The sequence below is a fragment of the Actinocrispum wychmicini genome (assembly GCF_004345645.1).
Taxonomy (GTDB): Bacteria; Actinomycetota; Actinomycetes; order Mycobacteriales; family Pseudonocardiaceae; genus Kibdelosporangium; species Kibdelosporangium wychmicini.
Map to the genome: position 1 here is coordinate 426430 of NZ_SLWS01000003.1, position 17711 is coordinate 444140.

A 17711-nucleotide genomic window follows, 5' to 3' on the forward strand; every position below is an offset into this window, starting at 1 on the left:
ACTGAGGGGAACCGATGGCACAGACCCCATCCACCGCCGAGATCACCCCGGTGCGGCTGCCGACCAGCCGGGAGAACCCGTTCGACCCGCCGCCCGAGCTCGCCGAGCTGCGCGCGGACGGTCCGGTGTGCCGGCTCGCCTACCCGGACGGGCACGTCGGCTGGCTGGTGACCGGGTACGAGGCCGCGAGGTTCGTGCTGGCCGACTCCCGGTTCAGCTCGCGCATGGAACTCAAGCGCAGCCCGGTCGAGCGTGCCGGCGCGGGAGCCATCATGGGCCGCCCCGCCCTGCCCGGGAACTTCATCGCGATGGACCCGCCCGACCACACCCGCTACCGCCGGCCGCTGATCGGGCGGTTCACCAAACGCCGGATGGCCGAGCTGCGGCCGGCCATCGAACAGATCGTCGAGCAGCGGCTGGTGGCGCTCGCGGCGGCCGGCGCACCGGCCGACCTGGTGGACGTGTTCGCCCGGCCGATCCCGGCGCTGGTGATCGGCAAGTTCCTCGGCGTGCCCGACGAGGACTGCGACATCCTGCTGGACACCACCGCCACGGTGGTCAGCCTGACCGCGACCGCCGAGGACGTTGGTGCCGCGTTGCGGCAGGTGCACGAGTACTTCGTCGAGTTGCTGCGTCGCAAGCAGGCGGAGCCGTCTGACGACCTGATGAGCGACCTCGCCGCCGCGGGCGGGCTCACCGACCAGGAGATCGTCGGCATGGGCATGCTCCTGCTCGGCGGCGGCCAGGAGACCACGGCCAACATGCTCGGCCTGGGCACCCTGACCCTGCTGCAGCACCCCCGGCACCTGAAGGCGATGCGGGACGACCCGGACGCGGTCGAACGGACCGTCGAGGAACTGCTGCGGTACCTCACGGTGGTCCAGTACAGCCCGACCCGGACGCCGGTGGCGGACGTGGAGGTCGAGGGGCAGCTGATCCGCGCGGGCGAGGTCGTCACGTTGTCGCTGCCGGCCGCCAATCGCGACCCGGCCCGGTTCACCCGACCGGAGGTGTTCGATCCGGACAAGTCGGTCACCGACCACCTGGCGTTCGGTCACGGCCTGCACCACTGCATCGGTGCGCCCCTGGCCCGGCTGGAGATGCAGATCGCCTACCCGGCGCTGCTCAACCGGTTCCCCGACCTGCGCATGGCGGTGCCGGTCGAGGAGATCCAACGGCGTGAGGACGTCAACGTCTATGGCGTGCATTCCCTCCCTGTCTCCTGGTAGCCCGGCCCGTGGCCCGGCCACCGACCACCTGGTCGGCGGCCGGGCCACACGTGTGTGCACCGGCTCGACGGCTTTGGCCGGGCTTTAGCAACTTGAGTTGTCAAACAGCGATTAGTCAACTAGAGTTGCTTGCATGTCCGAGAGCGAACCAACGGAGCTGTCCGACATCGCCGACGGTCTCGCGGCTGCGGTCGCGCTCCGTCAGTTGGCGGACCAGCTCGAAGATCTGCACGTCGAGCGGGCCATGCGCGAGGGATGGTCTTGGCCGCAGGTGGCCGAGGCGCTGGGTGTCACTCGCCAGGCCGTGTACAAGAAGCATTCCGGGCGTCTCGCCGACGTCGGAGTTGAGCTGCGGAGACGGAAAAATGCCTAGTGGACCGGATCAATCGTTGCCACTACTGGTGAAGGCGGCACAGACAGAGGCGCAAGCGCTGGGCGCCAAGGCGATTGAGGCGGAACACCTCCTGCTCGCGATCGCCGCCCAGCCGGACTCCCCGGTCGGCCAGACCTTGCACCGGTTCGGGTTGCTGCACGACCGGCTGATCGACCTGATCGGCGGGGAACGTGCGCGCAGCCTGGCGTTCATCGGGATAGATCCCGCGTCGGTGGGACTGCCGAGCACGCCGAAGAAGACCCGAGGGCGGTTGCCGCTCGCGACGTCCAGCAAGCAGGCGCTGGCACGCGTGGTGGAGAACTCCAACCGCCGCAGGGACAAACTCAACGTCGCGGAACTGTTGCGGGCGATCGTCGGCACCGACGCCGGGACTGTCGCCCGGTTGCTGGCCATGGCCAATGTGGACCGCGCGGACCTGATCAACCACTTGGAAGGGAGGGAACTGTGATGGCGCGCAAAGAGCGGGCCGCGGTCGAACCGCTGCCCAAGGCCTTGAAGATCCTGTTGCTCATCATCGTCCTGGGGACGTTCCTCGTCCAGTTGGACGCGACCATGCTCGGGGTGGCGCTGAACTCCCTGCGGGAGACGTTCCACGCCGACATCCCCACGATCCAGTGGGTCACCACCGGATACCTGCTGAGCATGACCATGGTCATCCCGGTGGTCGGCTGGGCCACCGACCGGTTCGGCGCCAAGACGTTGTGGCTCACCGCGATCGGCATCTTCGGGGTCGCGTCACTGGCGTGTTCGATGGCATGGGACGCATCGTCGCTGATCGCGTTCCGCGTGGTGCAGGGCCTCGGCGGTGGCATGCTGCTGCCGTTGGCGCAGGCGATTCTGGCGCAGGCGGCCGGCCCGGCCCGGCTGGGTCGGGTGATGGGCGCGATCGGCATCCCGTCGGTGCTCGGCGTGGTGCTCGGCCCGGTCCTCGGCGGCACCCTGGTGACCGGCCTGGACTGGCACTGGGTGTTCTACATCAACCTGCCGGTCTGCCTGATCGCACTGGTCGCCTCCATGCGACTGATGCCGGCGGACGAGCCGAACCCGCAGCGCGGTGCGGTCAAACTGGACGTGGTCGGCCTGCTGCTGCTCTCGCCCGGTCTGGCGGCCGCGATCTACGGGCTGTCGTTGGTCGGCAAGTACGGCGGCTTCGCCAACGCCACCGTGCTCACCTGGCTGATCGGCGGGCTGGTGCTCATCGCCGGGTTCGTCGCCTGGTCGCTGCGGCCCAAGTCGACCCCACTGATCGACCTCAGGCTGCTGGCCCGGCGTGGCTTCGCGGGCGGCTCGCTGGTGCTGTTCTTCCTCGGCCTGGTGATGTACGGCATCAGCCTGGTGGCGCCGCTGTACTTCCAGCAGGCCCGAGGCTGGACCGCCCTGCACGCGGGGCTGCTGAACCTGCCCATGGGTGTCGGTACGGCGATCGCCCTGGCGGGCGCCGGCCGCTTCGCCGACAAGGTCGGACCACGGCAGGTGGCCCTGGTCGGCGCCGCGCTCGCCGCGATCGGCGTCGGAGTCTTCACCCAGGTGACCGACACAACGGCACAACTGGTCCTGATCGTGGGCGGGTTCGTGGCCTCCCTCGGTCTGGCGTCCCTGAACGTCGCCGGGATGACCGCGGGATTCCGGGACGTGCCCAGGCCGGCACTGCCTCGGGCCTCCAGCTCACTGCGGATCTTCCAGCAGTTCGGCGGCTCGTTCGGCGCGGCCGTGCTGGCAGTGGTCCTGCAAGGCCAGATGACCAGCGCGGCACCTACCGCCGCCGGTGTGTCCAGCGCCTACGCGAACACCTTCTGGTGGGCCGTGGCGTTCCTGGTGGTGGCGGCGCTGCCCGCACTCCTGCTGCCAGGCACTCCCGCTCCCACTGCGGGTGAGGAACTGCAGAAGGCCGCGGTGACGGAGGAAGCTTCTGCCAGTTGATCGGGCCGAAGGGTTGCCTCGGGACTTTGTTCCGGGGCAACCCTTTTTGTGTGGGGCTGAACAGAATGCCCTCGCCGGGCGGCAGATCAACCAGGAGACAGGGGAACTGACCGCGTCCTGTCTCCCGCCCGACCTGTCAAAGACAATCACAGGCGTCAAGAGGCCGGTTCCCGCTCGGGGTTGCTCGCCGCTTTTAGCCTCTTGACACCTGTGGTTGGGCTGCGCCCAGGTCGGCCGGGAGACAGAACGAAGCACAGCTGTGTTGCGCGGGCACGCGCCTGTCTGGCCATTGTGGATAGATAGATGGGCTTCGCGTCTCAGGCGCGTGTCCGCGCCTGAGACGGGGGCTTTGTCAGGGGGCGAGGAGGTAGGGCTTCAGTTTGTGTTGGAGGTCTGCTCGGCGGGTTATGTTCAGTTTTCGGTAGACGCGGGTGAGGTGTTGCTCGACTGTGCTGGTGGTGATGAACAGCTCTGTTGCTATCTGGCGGTTGGTTTGGCCGTTCACCACCAGGGCTGCTACTCGGAGTTCCGCGTCGCTGAGGTTGGTGAGGCGGTCGGTGTCGGTGTCCACTGTGGCTGGTTCTCGGCCGGTGGGGTGGCTGGGGGTGGATTTTCGGGCTTTGGGGAGCATGATTCCGTTGTCTTCGGCCAGGCGGTTGGCTCGGCGGGCCAGGGCTCGGGCTTGGTTGTCGTTGCCGGCGTTCGCCAGGACTCGGCTGTACTCACTCAGCGCGATCGCCAGCTCGTACCTGTCCTCGGCTTCGTTGAGGGCTGCGACGGCGTCGCCGAGGAGGCGCTGGGCTTCTTTGGGGGAGCTCGCGGAGGCCAGTACGCGCAGGGACATGCCCACTGTTCTGGCGTCGGTGTCCTGGATCTGGTCCAGTTGTTCGCGCAGCAGTTCGACGGCTTCGTCCTGCTTGCCCACGGCGACGTACGCCTGGGCCATCTCGATCCGCCACGGCATGATCGTGGGCATGTCCAGGTTCCAGGCGCGCATCTTGTCGCGGCAGTCCTGGAAGTCGCTCAGTGCCGCGTGCGGGCGGCCGGTGGCCAGGTGGAACCGGCCGCGGCCGTGCAGGTAACGCAGGCCGTCGAGGGTCTGGAACATCGCGTCCGGGACGGGGATCCGCAGGTACGCCGCGGCTTCCTCGTACCGTCCCATCGCGGTGTTCGCTTGCAGGACGGCGCCGAGTGGGGAGCCGATGGTGACACCCCAGCTCTTCGGGGAGATCAGGGTGAGCGCGGACCGCGCGTACTGTTCGGCCGACGCCACCCGGCCTTGGCGGAACGCGATCGTCGAACGGATCGCCTCCAACAGGGCCTGCCAGGTCGGCGCGGACTTCGCGGTCGCCTCCCGCAGCAGCGCCTCGCACCAGAACACGGCTTTGTCCAGCCTGTTCGTGTACACCAGCGAGATCAGCGACATGGTGACCGGCAGCAGGGTGCTGTCGTCCAGCCTTGAGCTTTGCAGGATCATCTCCGCCCAGTTCAGGGCGTCCTCGTTCGGATGCTGGCTCAGCACCGTGCCCAGCAGCGCGGTCGCCCGCAGGATCAGGCTCTGCACGGACGTCCGGGAGTCACCGGCCGGCGCCTTGATGTCCCACGGCTGCTCGCCGTCCTCGCCGGGGTTGCTCGCCGCGGCGTCGTTGGCCCGCACGATGTCCGGGTAGAAATACGTCAGCCACTGGCGGGCCGCGTCGACCGCGACCGGTTCCGGCGCGTCCCGCTGCTCCAGCGCCTCCAACACGTCGGCGATGTCGCCGATCCGGCCGTACCAGAGCAGCCGGGCGACCAGGTCGACCGTTGTCCGCCGGTCCAGCCGCCCGGCCAGTGCGGCCTCGGTCAGCTCCGGCAGGTGCCGGGCCGCGGTGGACGGGCTGATCCGCCACTCCGCGCCGAACAACGCGTTCTTCACCGACATCCGCTCGTTCTCGTCGGTGCTCGCCTCGTGGGCCATGGTCAGGCAGCTGATCGCGAGGCTGGTCTCGCCCTCCTCCAACCCCTGCCACGCCGCCTCACGCAACACCGCCAAGCCCCACGGCTCCTCCACCCGACCCGCGGCGATCAGGTGACGGGCCAGGACAGTCGCCGGGATATCGGTGTTGTGCAGGGCCAAAGCCGCCTTGCTGTGCAGCGCTGTCCGTTCGTCCGGGAGCAGATTCCGCAACAGGGTCGTGCGCGTCGCCTCGTGCCGAAACATGCCGTTGGCCAGCAGGCCCGCCGCGGTGAGTTCGTCGTACGCGTGCGCGATCACCTCCGGGCTCAGCTTCAGCACCTGGGCGAGCACGGTGGGGGAGGCGTACTTGTCGAGCACCGCGAGCGCTTTGGCGGTGTCCTGGGCGGGCCGCGCGCACCGGTAGAGGCAGTTCAGCACGGCCCGGCTGAAGTTCTCGCCGGGCACCAGTTCCTGCACACCCGCGCCGTTGTCCTCGATCAGCGCCCGGATCAGCAACGGGTTGCCGCCGCTGAGCACATGGCACGCGTGCGCGAACTGCTCCGCCTTGCGCGTGGCCAACTCGGCGGTCACCATCGCCGTGGTGCCGTGCAGCGACAACGGCTTGAGCTGCAGGTAGTGACAGTGCGCCTGGTGCAGCAGGTCCGCGTGGAACTCCGGATGCGCCTGCGGCGGCCCGACGTGCTCGTTCATGATCAGCACCATCGGCGCGGTCCGCAACCGTCGCGCGAGGTGCAGCAGGCAGTCCAGCGACTCCGGGTCGCAGTACTGCAGGTCGTCCACGCCGATCACCGCCGGCCCGGTGTCCGCGACCTCCAACAGCACCTTGCTCAGCCCGTTGAGCACCTGCGGCGTCACATGCCCCGGCTGCCGGGAGTCCTCGACGTCGGTCCGGCCGTCCAACAGCCCACCCAGCTGCCGGTCGTCCTCCACCGACAGCCCGGCACTGGTGAGCAGCTGCCCGATCACGCCGAACGGCAGGCCTTGCTCGGCGATCGACGCCGTCGCGGTCAGGAAGACCGAGCCGGCCTCCACGGACTCCTCGGCGAACGTGTGCAGCAACGCGGTCTTTCCGGACGCAGTCCCTCCTCCGATGAGCACCACTCCGCCGGAACCCTGTCGGCACGACGCGTACAGCTGTCGCAGCAACGCGAGTTCCCGATCACGTTCCATCAGTCTCATCAAGTCCCCCGGCGTATCACTTGACACGACGTACTGCCCCAGAAGAAGACTGCCCCCAGTCCACCAAACGTGACAGCGATGTCACCGACTTTTGCGGTAACCACCAACGACGATCACCGGCGATCACGGTCCCCCAGCCCGAAACCGCTCTCGACCCACCGGAGTCTGCCATGAGACTTTCGCGCTGTCCAACATATGCAGGCGCTTACCGCCAGTCGGATGAGACGTGCGACATAGCGCTGCACGTAGGGGATTTCTCGTACGTGGCGGGTTCGCGGAGGGCATACCGAGGCGATATCGAACAATCGGCCGGGGAGTTTTGTCATGGTTAACGCCGTAGTAGGTAAGTCCGGTCACCGCGAAATGGGATCTCCTGTGGTCCATGGGACCGGATCATCCGATGACGATCGCCTGTTCCGGTGGGCAAATGCGGTAACGCAATGCCCCACCGGAACTATTTTCTCAGTTTTCGGCGGAGTTCCTTGCCGCGCAACAGCATGCTGATCAACGCCCGCTGCGGGCCGGCCGCGCCGGTCGCCTCAAGCAGCGACGCGATGCTCCACAGCTGCGTCTCCTCGGTGTGGTTCGGCGCGCCGTGCACGTCGTCGTACTCCCGGACCTTGAGGTCCCGCACGTGCTTGCGCAGCAACTGGAGGTCGGCCGCGGGGATGATCTCGTCGCGCAGGCACGACATGTACGCCAGCGGGATGTCCAGCGCGGCCAGCTGGTCCTCGGTCAACGCCCAGTCAGCGAGCCGCTCGGACCCGCTCAGGTGCGCCAGCGTGTCCAGGGTGACCCGCGGGACGCCGCGCAGCCAGTCACCGTCCGTGAAGAACTCCTTGACCGGCGCGTTCGTGGTCACGATCCCCTTCACCCGAGGGTCCTCGACGGCACAACGCATCGCCATGTGGCCGCTGAAGCTCATCGCGATCGCGTACGTGCGGGTGACGTCCGCCTGGCCGGCCAGCGCGTCGAGCAGCCCGGACAGCATCCGCCAGCTGTCGGGTGTGTACGTCAACGGGTTCGCGCCGACACCGGGCAGCTCGGCCACGATCCCGGCCATGCCGAGCCGGCCCAGCTTGGCCAGCGTCGGCGCCCACTGCTCCTTGACCGTGACGATCCCGCCCATCAGCACCAGCAGCGGCTTGGGGTCGCGGGACGACAGGCCCGCCGCCCAGCACCGGACCCGGCCGCCGGGCAGGTCCGCCTCGAACGGTTCGATGCCGCTGCGGCTGCGCTGCCGCCAACGGTCGATCGCGGCCACGCCGCGGTCCTGCGCCTCCTGCCGGGCCGGGCCGTCCACGAACGGGAACCTGGCCATCGCGAAATACTTGGCGGCTTCGAGGTCGAGCCCCTGTCGCACCAGGCGTTCCCCGGCCTTGCTCCACTCACCGGCCCACGAGCCCGGACCGCCGCCGTCATCCGTGGCGATCCGGTCCAGCACGGTCCGGTAGTCACCGATCCGCTGGCCGCGCGCGTGCACCTGCACGTGCCGCTTGAGTTCGCCTAGGTCGTTCATTGGACCGCCGCCAACACCCTGGCCGGCGCGAACGCCTCCATCCGGTCCTTGACCTCGGTGAGCACGTCCGCCGCCTCGGCGCCGTCGATGACCCGGTGGTCGAACGTGAGGCACAGTCGCATCACCGGCGCGATCACGACCTGGCCCGCGCGGGCCACCGGCCGGTCGGTGATCCGGCCCAGCCCGAACGTGACCGTGGTGCCGCCGACCGAGTAGAACCCGTCCACCGGGCGGTGGCCCAGCGAAGTCACCGCGAACGTGCCCATCGTCTCGGGCCGCCGGCTCAACGGCCGCACCCCGAGCCGGTACAGCAGCGGCGCCAACGGCCACGGCAGCCGGTGCAGCAGCCGCACGGCGGCGAACTCCGGCTGGGTCGCCGGGTCGCCGTCGCGGAACTGCTCGATGTGCTCCTGGATCTCCTCCAGCGTCGCGTCCTGCACGTCCGGCAGCACGGTGGCGAGCACGATCCGGTGACCGTTGAGCGTCTTGTCCAGCGTGAGCTTGCCGTTGACCGATCCGTACCGGGCGACACGCGGCCCCCGCACGGCCGCGTTGGCCTCCGGATGCTCGGCGAGCGTGTTCGCGGCCGCGTGCAGCAGGTACGTGACGATGGAGAGCCGGCGCCCGTCCGCGCGGTACTCGTCGCGGTGCGCCAGCACGCCGGTCATGTCGATCTCGGTGTCCAGGAACACCGGTGCGAACCCCCGGATCTCGTCGAGGAAACGCAGTGTGTGCGTGCGTTCCCGGGCGATCCGTGTGATCCTCATGATGACTGCACCGACAACGCGTAGATCTCGTCCAGCGAGCCCGCTTCCATCGCGTCGGGCAGCAGGATCCGGATGCCCTTGCGCCGTTCCAGCACAGTCAGCACGGCCAGCATGTGCAGCGAGTCCCAGGACGGCAGCCGGTCGAACGGGACCTGCGCGTCCTCGACGGACACGGGTAAGCCCAGTTCGTCATGCAACAACGTGATGAAGTCGTCGATCGTGTCCACTAATTTCGTCCTCCCAGTCGTTCCGTGAGCTGGATGTGCCCGGGTGGCGGCGCGATGTCGGCGAGGTCGTGCCGGAAGGTGGTGACGTCGCCCTCGGTGCCGATCAGTTCGAAGCCGTGCCGCGCGTAGAAGTCCCGCAGCTTGGCGTTCTTGGCGGTCGGCCGGTAGGTGCCCAGCACCGCCTTGGCGCCGGTGTCCCGGGCGTGCCGCAGCACCGACCCCAGGCACGCCTCCTCGATGCCACGGGAGAAGACCCGGCAGCTCAGCAGCAGGTTGTCCACCCGCAGCTGGTCGCCGTCCCGGTGCGCGAACACCGCGCCGACCAGGCCGTTGTCGCCGAACCGGTCCCGGGCGTGGATGGCCAGGGTGAGCGCGGCCGGGTCCTTGAGCAGCGCGGCCACCTCGGACGGCTGGAGCCGCTCGGTGGTCAGGTTGAACTGGTTGGTGCGCAAGGTGATCTGCGAGACGCGGGCCACTTCGGAGCTTTCCACGACGGCGAGCCGCACGGCCAGGCCCAGCTCCCGCAGGTACCCCTCGACCGAGTCGAAGCTGTCCAGGAAGTCCTTGCGCACCAACTCTTCCCGGTACTTGACCACCCGCGTTCGGTCCTCTGTGGTCAGTTCACGGACGGTGAACCACCCGTCCCGCAGCAGCCGGTCGAGGTGCAGCGCGGGGTCGTCGTCCACCTGGATCACCTGCACGCCGGGCAGCGAGCGGTGCACGACCGCGCGTTCGAAGCTGCTGTCGTCGACGAAGACGAAGCTGTCCGTGCCCAGGTTCAACGTCCGGGCCAGCTCGGCGATGCTCTCGTGCTTGGGCCGCCAGCTGGCCGCGATCTGCACGAAGTCCTCCTCGCGCAACGTCATCCGCGGGTGGCTGGTCAGCACCTCGCGGACCGGCTCGACGTCGTTCTTGCTCGCCACCGCCAGCAGCACACCCTGGCTGCCGATCTGCTTGATCACCTGCTGGAACGAGCGGAACGCCTCGCCCCGGTAGCTGTCCGCGACCTGGATCCCGTCGGCGCCGTCCTCGCTGAGCACACCGCCCCAGATCGTGTCGTCCAGGTCGAGCACCAGCACCTTCTTGGTCCGGCCGCGCAGGTGCCGGGCGAGGTGGCCGAGTTCGCGCGCGTAGCTGGCGAGCAGGTCCGCCGACAGGTACGCCTTGGCGTAGATGCTCATCCGGACGTCCTCGCACGGGACGCCTTCGGCGATCAGCGGGTCGATGTCGAGCACGACCACGGACGGGCGGCCGTCGCCGATGCGCAGCAGCCGGGCGTTCGCCTCCCGCCACAGCGCGCTGAGCTCCGCCCGGCTGCTCAGGTCCACCAGCTGGTGGACGTACCTGCGCGGCAACGGGATGGTGTTGAACACCAGGGTGCCCTCGCCGCGTTCGGTGAACCGGTGCGCGAGCGTCTCGAAGACGGCGAGCTTCTCCGCCAGCACCCGGGCGACGTCCGCGGGCCGCCAGGGCAGCGGCACCTCGTCGAACACGATGGCCGGGTCCAGGACGCACACGACCATGTCGGGTTCGGTCGCGTACAGCTCGCTGTCGGAGTCGGTGAGGTCGAAGACGTAGCAGTCGAAATCGGACAGGTACGTACGGGCCAGCAGGCCGTGCCGGGCCAGCTCCGCGGCCAGCGCGGGAACGAGCGCGGACAGCGTGCCGTGGCCTGTGACCGCGACCTTGACCGACGGGACGGACGGGTGCTCCCGGGTCACCTCGTCCGGGTCCAGGCGGCTGAGCAGGTGCCTGGCGCGTTCCAGGTCCGCGCCGGACATCAGGTTCAGCAGTTCGGCCACGCACGGGTACTCGGCGGCCAACAGGCCGGACCGGTACAGCCGGAGCAGCACCTCGATGGGGGTATCGGGGGTGTCTGTGGTCTGGGGGTCAGGTTCGGTCATCTCGTCAGACCTTCTCCAGTGCGTAACCGGCCTTGATCCACTTGCTCGACTCGACCGCGAGGCCGACCGCGCGGTCGCCGGCGACCATCCGCGGCAGCGCGCGTTCGAGCTGGAAGAACGGCAGTGCGTTGCCAGTGTTGCCGATCTCGGCCACGCAGCTGACCTCCTGTGCGCCCGGCACGCCGAGGGCCTCGACGATCGTCTCGGTCATTCGGCCGGACAGCTGCGGCGGCAGCAGGTAGTCGATGTCCGCCTCGGACCAGTCGAGGTCGTCGAGCACCTGGTCGAGCACGTCCGCGGCCAGTCGCGGCACGGACTCCTCGATCGCCTTGTAGTCCTCCACGATGGGGGTGCGATCGGAGTTCCGGTCGCCGCGGCCGAACCATTCGACGATCTGGCCGGGTGGCCGGTTCAGCCCGACCAGCCGCAGCACGACGTGTCGCAGCACGGCCGCGCCCGGCAGCGGTTCGGTGCTCAGCACGGCCGCGCCGGCGCCGTCGCCGAAGATCACGACGTTGACCTGCTCGGCCGGGTCGAGCGCGCTGAAGTCGGCGGTCAGGTCGAAGTGCTTCACGCTGTTGTCGCCGCCCAGCACCAACGCGGTCCGCCCGTTGCCGGCTGAGAGCAACTTGCGGGCCACGTCGAGCGCCTGGACGGCGCCGCAGCAGCCGGACTGCATCTGGTACGTCGGCACGTCGTCGATGCCGAGCCGGTCGGCGACCATGTTGACGGTCGCCGGCATGAGCATGTCGGGTGACGAGGTCCCCAGGATCACCAGGTCGACGTCGGCCGCGCTGAGTCCGGCCGATGCCAGTGCCTTGCCACCCGCTGTCTCACAAAGGTCGGTCAGCGACGAGCGCGCCTCACCGGTCTCCAGGTCGATGGAGAAGTGTCGGGTCCGGGTGCCGATGAACGAGTCGATCCAGTCCGCCCACACCGCGGGTGTGCCAAGCCTTCTGGTCAACGTGGCGTTGTCCACAGCCGGGCCCGGCAGCGCCGTGCCGACGGACAGCACGTGTACGTCAGTGCTGTTCATCCATGTCCTCACGTTAGTGACGGTCGGGCGACCGCGGCACGGGCCGACCCGGTGTGTCCATGGTCGGGGCCGTGGCTAAAGCCGACCTAGCCTCGTTACAGGGAACCGGCTGGGCTGAACCATTTCTCCAGCGCAGGGCGCAGGCCAGTGACGTCGGTGCCGTCGGTGGCCCAGGCCACCCGGCCGTCCGGCCGGACCAAGACGGCGGTGGCGCCGAGCAGGGTTTCGGGAGCGGCGGTGACCACGTCGACGCGGTCCGCCCACCGGGCCCATTCGGGATCCGCGGCCAGCCCGGTGCGGTCGAGCAGCACGCCCTTGCCGGGGTTCAACGGCGGCTGGGGGAGTCGGGTGCCGACCAGCGGGTGTGCGCCGGGGTCGGCCGGGTAGGTCACGTCCAGCCCGCCCGCGAGCTTGACGAGGTGGTTGTTGACCTCGTCGAACGTGAGCAGCTCGCCGAACAGCTCGCGCAGCGGCGCGACCGCCGACATGGGGTGCATCAGCGCGATCTGCGCCTCGGTGGACCGGCACGACCGGGTACCGACGGCGTACCGCTCGGCCTCGTACGTGTCGAGCAGCGCCGGGTCGGCGTCGTGGCGCAGGACCGCGGCGAGTTTCCAGCCGAGGTTCACCGCGTCCTCGATCCCGGTGCTCAACGCCTGGCCGCCCAGGGGGAAGTGCACGTGCGCCGAGTCGCCGGCCAGGAAGATGTCACCGCGGCGGTACGTCTCAGCCTGGCGGGTGACGTGGAACCAGCGGGTCAGCCACAGCGCGTCACCGATCTCGCACGGCTCGCCGCTGATCCGCTCGATGTGCGCGGCCAGTTCCGCGCGCGTGACCGGGGCCTTGGCGTCCGGCGGCTCGACCCCGAACTCCGCCGTGGTCACCCGGACGGTCGCCGGTCCGGACGGGGACACGGTGACCAGGCCGCCGTCGTAGATGTGCGGCCCGAGCAGGCGCCTGAGGCCGTCGTTCGGGATCAGCTCGGCGATCAGGCCGTAGAACGGCGAGTCGGCGCCGGGGAAGTCGATCCCGGCCAGTTTCCGGACCGCGCTGTCGGCGCCGTCGCAGCCGACCAGGTAACGGCAGTGCAGCGTCTCCGGGCCGTTGGCGGTCCGGATGTCGACGCGCACGCCGTTGTCCGCCTGCTCGACCGCCACGACCTCGGCGCCGCGCCTGATCTTCACGCCGAGGCTCTCGGCGTGCTCGGCCAGGCGGTGTTCCAGGGCGGCGTGCGGCAGCGCCCAGTTGTACGCGCGCGGCTCGGTGAGCTTGGTCGGGTCAAGCCGGAAGTGCGCGAAGAACGCCTGCGGGAACTCGAACCCGCTGCCGCGCAACCCGTCCATCAAGCCCCGCTGGGTGAGCAGCTCCACCACGGTCGGGTTCACGGCCATCCCCAGCGACTGCGTCCTGGGTTCGGGAAGCCGTTCCAGCACAACGGTTTCCACGCCGGCGGCGGCGAGCTCGCCGGCGAGCGTCAGGCCGACCGGCCCGGCGCCGGCGATGGCGAGGGGGTGCGTCATGGATTACTCCTTCTCGTCGGTGTCCAGATGCCGAGCCAGGGCGTCCGGGGTCGGGTGGTCGAAGATGGCGACGGGGGCCAGTTCGACCCCTGCCTGGCGGAGCCGGGTGCTCAGCTCCAGCGCGGCGAACGACGTGATGCCGTGGTCGAGCAGGTTCACGTCGTCGGCGAGATCTGCGGAAGGCACGCCGAGGACGGCGGCGGCGTGCGTGCGGACGAGGTCGCGCAGGTACGGCAGCCGTTCCTCGGGCGGGAGCTGGTGCAGGCGTTCGGCGGCCTCAGCTGGGGCCGGCTGCCCGTCGGTGGGTTCGGCCACCACGAGGGACGTCTCCGGACCGTTGAACCAGGCCAGCGCGGACATCGCCAGCTTCGCCTCGGGCCGGTCCGTGTCCTCCCAGGAGATCGACAGCCCGTTTCGCCGTCTGGCCAGTGCGGCACGGAACGCCTGTCCGTCCTTAAAGGACAACAAGGCGTACGCGGACAGGTCCGTTGTCAGCTTGTCCACGGCCATGACGCGGTCGTTGTCGGGGGTGGCTTGCACGACCGCGTTGACCTGGGGGATGGCGTCGTAGTCGACGACTCGGGTCCGGACACCGAGGTCGCAGAGTTCCGCGACGAGGGTAAGCGCGGACGGTTCGTCGGGGCCGACCGCGAGAACCAGCTCGCTGGCGCCGTGCACCGCGAGCCATCGGGTGGCTTCCGCGCCGAGTGGGGTGGTCGCGCCGGTCACCAGGACGGGGCCGGTGGACCACGGGTGGGTGTCCGGCGTGCCGGAGGCCTTCGACAGCCGCCGTGCGAACACACCTTCGTCACGGAGCGCCAACTGGTCGGGTTCGCCGGCCAGGGCGGCGGCTACTCGGGGCGCGGTCTCGGGGTCGAAGTCCATCGGCAGGTCGAGCAGCCCGACCGGCATGTGCTTGGCCATCATGCGGCCGAAGTCCCAGATCGCGGCCTGGCTTGGGTCGCCCGGCGGATCGCTTGGTGTGGTTGACACGGCCCCGCGCGTGATGATCCAGAGTGGACAGTCCAGAATGGTCGGTTGGATGTCCGCGTGGATGGCGACGACTCCCTTGAGGCCCTTGGTGGTGGTCACGTCTGTGTCGATCCGTGCGCCGAGCGCTTCGGCGATCTTGGTCACCGTCTCGTCAGTCGGGTCGGACGTGACCACGAGCCAGTCCCCGGGGGATCTGGATGGTGTATGCACCGGCGTCCAGACGACTCGGTGCAGCCAGCCGCCACTGCGCTGCCACGCAGGCAGCAGCTCCTCGAAGGCGTGACGCTGGTTCTCGTCGAGCCGGAGTGTATGCACCAACCATCGATTGTCTACTGTATGCGATATTCGGCGGTCTGGCACGTCGATCCAGAACCGTTGCCGCTGGAAGGCGTAGGTCGGCAACTCGACGGACTGGCCACGGTCGAACCACCGTATCCAGTCGACCGGATGACCGGACGCGTGCAACCTGGCAATCCCCGTGGTCGCGGTCATCCGCTCGGGGCGACGGGCATGCAACAGCGGGATTACCGTCGCATCCTGTATGCACTCCTGCGTCAGGGCGCTGAGCACCGCGTCCGGCCCCAGTTCGAGGAACCGGACAACCTGCTGGTCACGCAAGGTCCTGATGGCGTCGGCGAACCGCACGGGTTGCCGGATCTGCTCGGCCCAGTAGTCCGGCTCGCGGAGCCGTTCCCCGGCCAGTCGCCCGGTCAGCGTCGACACGATCGGGATCGACGGCGGCGAGAAACTCAACGTCCGCGCGGTGTTCCTGAACTCGTCGAGGATCGGGGCCATGTGCGGGGAGTGGAACGCGTGACTCACCGGGAGCCGCCTCGTCCGGTGGCCGCGCGCCTTCCACCCAGCGGCGATCTCGGACACCACGTCCTCGTCCCCGGAGATCACAGTCATCTGCGGACTGTTCACCGCCGCGACCGCAACCCTGTCCTGGTAGCCGGCCAACGACGCCCGCACCTCGTCCTCCGAGGCACGGACGGAGAACATCGCGCCCGGCGCGGCGACACTCCCCATCAACCTGCCGCGCGCCGCCACGAGCACACAGGCGTCATCGAGCTTCAACACCCCGGCCACATGCGCGGCGGTGACCTCCCCAATCGAGTGCCCGGCCACGAAATCCGGCCGCACCCCCCACTCCTCGACGAGCCGGAACAACGCCGTCTCCACCGCGAACAAAGCCGCCTGCGTGTAGTCGGTGCGGTCCAGCAACGCGGCCTCTTCGCTGCCCTTCGCCGTGAAGACCAGGTCCTGGAGAGGACGCTCCAGCAACGGCTCGAACCGGCGACAGACATCGTCGAACGCCTCGGCGTAGGCGGGGAACGCGGCATACAGATCCTGTCCCATGCCCGGCCGCTGACTGCCCTGGCCGGAGAACAGGAAAGCGAGCTTCCCGCCGGTTTTTCTCTCGGTGACCACTGTGGCGTCGGGTTCGTCGCGGGCGAGTGCGTCCAGGCCGTGTAGGAAGGCATCGGGGTTGTCGGCGATGACCGCCGCGCGATGCTCGAAATGCGTGCGCTCAACCGCCAACGAACGGGCAACCTCGTCCGGGCTCACATCCGGCCTGTCCCGCCACCAGGTACCCAAAGCCGACGCCTGGGCACGAAGCGCGGACGCGTCCTTGGCGGACACAAGGAGCGGAAGCACCCGGTTGCTCGCTTCTTGCTCAACCGCGGCATGCTCCGGGGCCTGCTCCAGGATCATGTGGGCGTTGGTGCCGCTGATGCCGAACGCCGAGACCGCCGCCCGCCGGGGTCGCCCGGTCTCCGGCCACGGGACGGGCTCGGCCAGCAGGGAGACAGCCCCCGCGCTCCAGTCGATGTGCGGAGACGGCTCGTCGATGTGCAGGGTCGCGGGCAGGTGGCTGTGCCGGATGGCCTGGACCATCTTGATCACCCCGGCGACCCCGGCGGCAGCCTGGGTGTGGCCGAGGTTGGACTTCACCGAACCCAGCCAGGCGGGCTCGCCGGTGCGGTTGTGGCCGTACGTGGCGATCAGCGCTTGGGCTTCGATCGGGTCGCCGAGCACTGTGCCCGTGCCGTGCGCTTCGATCGCGTCCACCTCGTCGGCGGTGAGCCGGGCCGCGGCCAGTGCCTGCTTGATCAGGCGCTGCTGGGACGGGCCGTTGGGCGCGGTCAACCCGTTCGACGCGCCGTCCTGGTTGACCGCGGAGCCCCGGATCACCGCGAGCACGGGGTGCCCGGCTTTCTGGGCGTCGCTCAGCCGTTCCAACAGGACGATGCCCGCGCCCTCGGCCCAACCGGTGCCGTTGGCCGCCGCGGCGAACGACTTGCAGCGGCCGTCCGGCGCGAGCCCGCGTTGCCGGGCGAACTCGACGAACACGCCCGACGTGGCCATGAACGTCACCCCGCCGGCCAAGGCCAGCGTGCACTCGCCGGTCCGCAGCGACTGGCTGGCCAGATGCAGGGCGACGAGCGAGGACGAGCACGCGGTGTCCACAGTGATCGCCGGTCCCTCCAGGCCGAGGGTGTACGCCACCCGGCCGGACGCGACGCTGCTTGCGCTGCCGTTGCCCAGGTAGCCCTCGAACCCGTCCGGCGGGCTCGGGTAGAGCCGGGCGGCGTAGTCGTCGTACATGACGCCGGCGAACACCCCGGTCGCGCTGCCCCGCAGTGTCGCGGGCACGATCCCAGCTCGTTCCACCGCTTCCCAGCAGGTCTCCAACAGCAGCCGCTGCTGCGGATCCAACGCCTGTGCCTCCCGGGGGCTGATCCCGAAGAACGCCGGGTCGAACTGGTCGCCGTCGTACAGGAAGCCGCCTTCCCGGGTGTAGCAGGTGCCGGGTTTGTCCGGGTCAGCGTCGTACAGCGTCGCGGTGTCCCAGTTGCGGTTCTCCGGGAACGGCGACACGGCGTCCACACCGTCGGCCACGAGCCGCCAAAGGTCGTCCGGGGTTCGCACGTTGCCCGGGTACCGGCAGCTCATCGACACGATCGCGATCGGCTCGCCGGCCGCCGCCTCGACCTCGGCGAGCTTCTGGCGGGTGTCGTGCAGGTCCGCCGTCACCCACTTCAGGTACTCGACGAGCTTCTC

11 protein-coding genes and 1 pseudogene are annotated in these 17711 nt (G+C 69.3%); 4 read left to right on the forward strand and 8 right to left on the reverse strand.

What is annotated here, in order from left to right; all coding sequences use genetic code 11:
• Nucleotides 1-14: 14 nt before the first annotated feature.
• The 4 genes from EV192_RS16165 (at nt 15) to EV192_RS16180 (ending at nt 3543) form a co-directional block, all read left to right on the forward strand.
• Nucleotides 15-1229 carry a cytochrome P450 gene (locus EV192_RS16165; protein ID WP_132116022.1) on the forward strand — a complete coding sequence of 405 codons (1215 nt, stop codon included), beginning with the start codon at nt 15-17 and terminating at the stop codon, nt 1227-1229.
• A 133-nt stretch (nt 1230-1362) separates the two neighbouring features.
• Nucleotides 1363-1602, forward strand: coding sequence for a helix-turn-helix domain-containing protein (locus EV192_RS16170; protein WP_132116024.1), 240 nt, complete (start codon nt 1363-1365; stop codon nt 1600-1602).
• Nucleotides 1603-1618: 16 nt separating this feature from the next.
• The gene (locus EV192_RS16175; RefSeq protein WP_165960405.1) at nt 1619-2071 is read left to right on the forward strand and encodes a Clp protease N-terminal domain-containing protein; all 453 of its coding nucleotides are present in this window, start codon (nt 1619-1621) and stop codon (nt 2069-2071) included.
• Nucleotides 2071-3543, forward strand: a complete 1473-nt coding sequence (locus tag EV192_RS16180) for a DHA2 family efflux MFS transporter permease subunit (protein WP_132116028.1) — start codon at nt 2071-2073, stop codon at nt 3541-3543. Before EV192_RS16175 ends, EV192_RS16180 begins: the two co-directional genes overlap by 1 nt.
• A 352-nt stretch (nt 3544-3895) precedes the next feature.
• On the opposite strand, the gene EV192_RS16185 is transcribed toward EV192_RS16180, so the two are convergent.
• The 8 genes and pseudogenes from EV192_RS16185 to EV192_RS16220 all read right to left on the reverse strand — a co-directional run.
• Nucleotides 3896-6670, reverse strand: a complete 2775-nt coding sequence (locus EV192_RS16185) for a helix-turn-helix transcriptional regulator (RefSeq protein WP_165960406.1) — start codon at nt 6668-6670, stop codon at nt 3896-3898.
• A gap of 463 nt (nt 6671-7133) precedes the next feature.
• Nucleotides 7134-8198, reverse strand: a complete 1065-nt coding sequence (locus EV192_RS16190) for an alpha/beta fold hydrolase (RefSeq protein ID WP_132116032.1) — start codon at nt 8196-8198, stop codon at nt 7134-7136.
• Complete coding sequence (locus EV192_RS16195) at nt 8195-8965, reverse strand: 2-oxo acid dehydrogenase subunit E2 (RefSeq protein WP_132116034.1); 771 nt, start codon at nt 8963-8965, stop codon at nt 8195-8197. The genes EV192_RS16190 and EV192_RS16195 overlap by 4 nt, the downstream gene beginning before the upstream one ends.
• Complete coding sequence (locus tag EV192_RS16200; RefSeq protein WP_132116036.1) at nt 8962-9192, reverse strand: acyl carrier protein; 231 nt, start codon at nt 9190-9192, stop codon at nt 8962-8964. The genes EV192_RS16195 and EV192_RS16200 overlap by 4 nt, the downstream gene beginning before the upstream one ends.
• The gene (locus tag EV192_RS16205; protein WP_132116038.1) at nt 9192-11096 is read right to left on the reverse strand and encodes an HAD-IIIC family phosphatase; all 1905 of its coding nucleotides are present in this window, start codon (nt 11094-11096) and stop codon (nt 9192-9194) included. The genes EV192_RS16200 and EV192_RS16205 overlap by 1 nt, the downstream gene beginning before the upstream one ends.
• Before the next feature lie 4 nt (nt 11097-11100).
• Nucleotides 11101-12132: a 3-oxoacyl-ACP synthase III family protein gene (locus EV192_RS16210; protein WP_132116040.1), complete on the reverse strand. Its 1032-nt coding sequence runs from the start codon at nt 12130-12132 to the stop codon at nt 11101-11103.
• 95 nt (nt 12133-12227) lie between these two features.
• On the reverse strand, nt 12228-13652 hold the full coding sequence (locus EV192_RS16215) for an FAD-dependent oxidoreductase (protein WP_132116042.1): 1425 nt from the start codon (nt 13650-13652) through the stop codon (nt 12228-12230).
• Between the two features lie 3 nt (nt 13653-13655).
• Nucleotides 13656-17705 (reverse strand): annotated as a pseudogene (locus EV192_RS16220) (type I polyketide synthase); the annotation flags it as partial.
• Between the last annotated feature and the right edge of the window lie 6 nt (nt 17706-17711).

Bases quoted from the DNA above. Each gene is read 5' to 3' on its own strand.
- EV192_RS16165 (WP_132116022.1), top strand. From the start codon at position 15: ATGGCACAGACCCCATCCACCGCCGAGATCACCCCGGTGCGGCTGCCG.
- EV192_RS16170 (WP_132116024.1), top strand. From the start codon at position 1,363: ATGTCCGAGAGCGAACCAACGGAGCTGTCCGACATCGCCGACGGTCTC.
- EV192_RS16180 (WP_132116028.1), top strand. From the start codon at position 2,071: ATGGCGCGCAAAGAGCGGGCCGCGGTCGAACCGCTGCCCAAGGCCTTG.
- EV192_RS16185 (WP_165960406.1), bottom strand. From the start codon at position 6,670: ATGGAACGTGATCGGGAACTCGCGTTGCTGCGACAGCTGTACGCGTCG.
- EV192_RS16190 (WP_132116032.1), bottom strand. From the start codon at position 8,198: ATGAACGACCTAGGCGAACTCAAGCGGCACGTGCAGGTGCACGCGCGC.
- EV192_RS16195 (WP_132116034.1), bottom strand. From the start codon at position 8,965: ATGAGGATCACACGGATCGCCCGGGAACGCACGCACACACTGCGTTTC.
- EV192_RS16205 (WP_132116038.1), bottom strand. From the start codon at position 11,096: ATGACCGAACCTGACCCCCAGACCACAGACACCCCCGATACCCCCATC.
- EV192_RS16210 (WP_132116040.1), bottom strand. From the start codon at position 12,132: ATGAACAGCACTGACGTACACGTGCTGTCCGTCGGCACGGCGCTGCCG.
- EV192_RS16215 (WP_132116042.1), bottom strand. From the start codon at position 13,652: ATGACGCACCCCCTCGCCATCGCCGGCGCCGGGCCGGTCGGCCTGACG.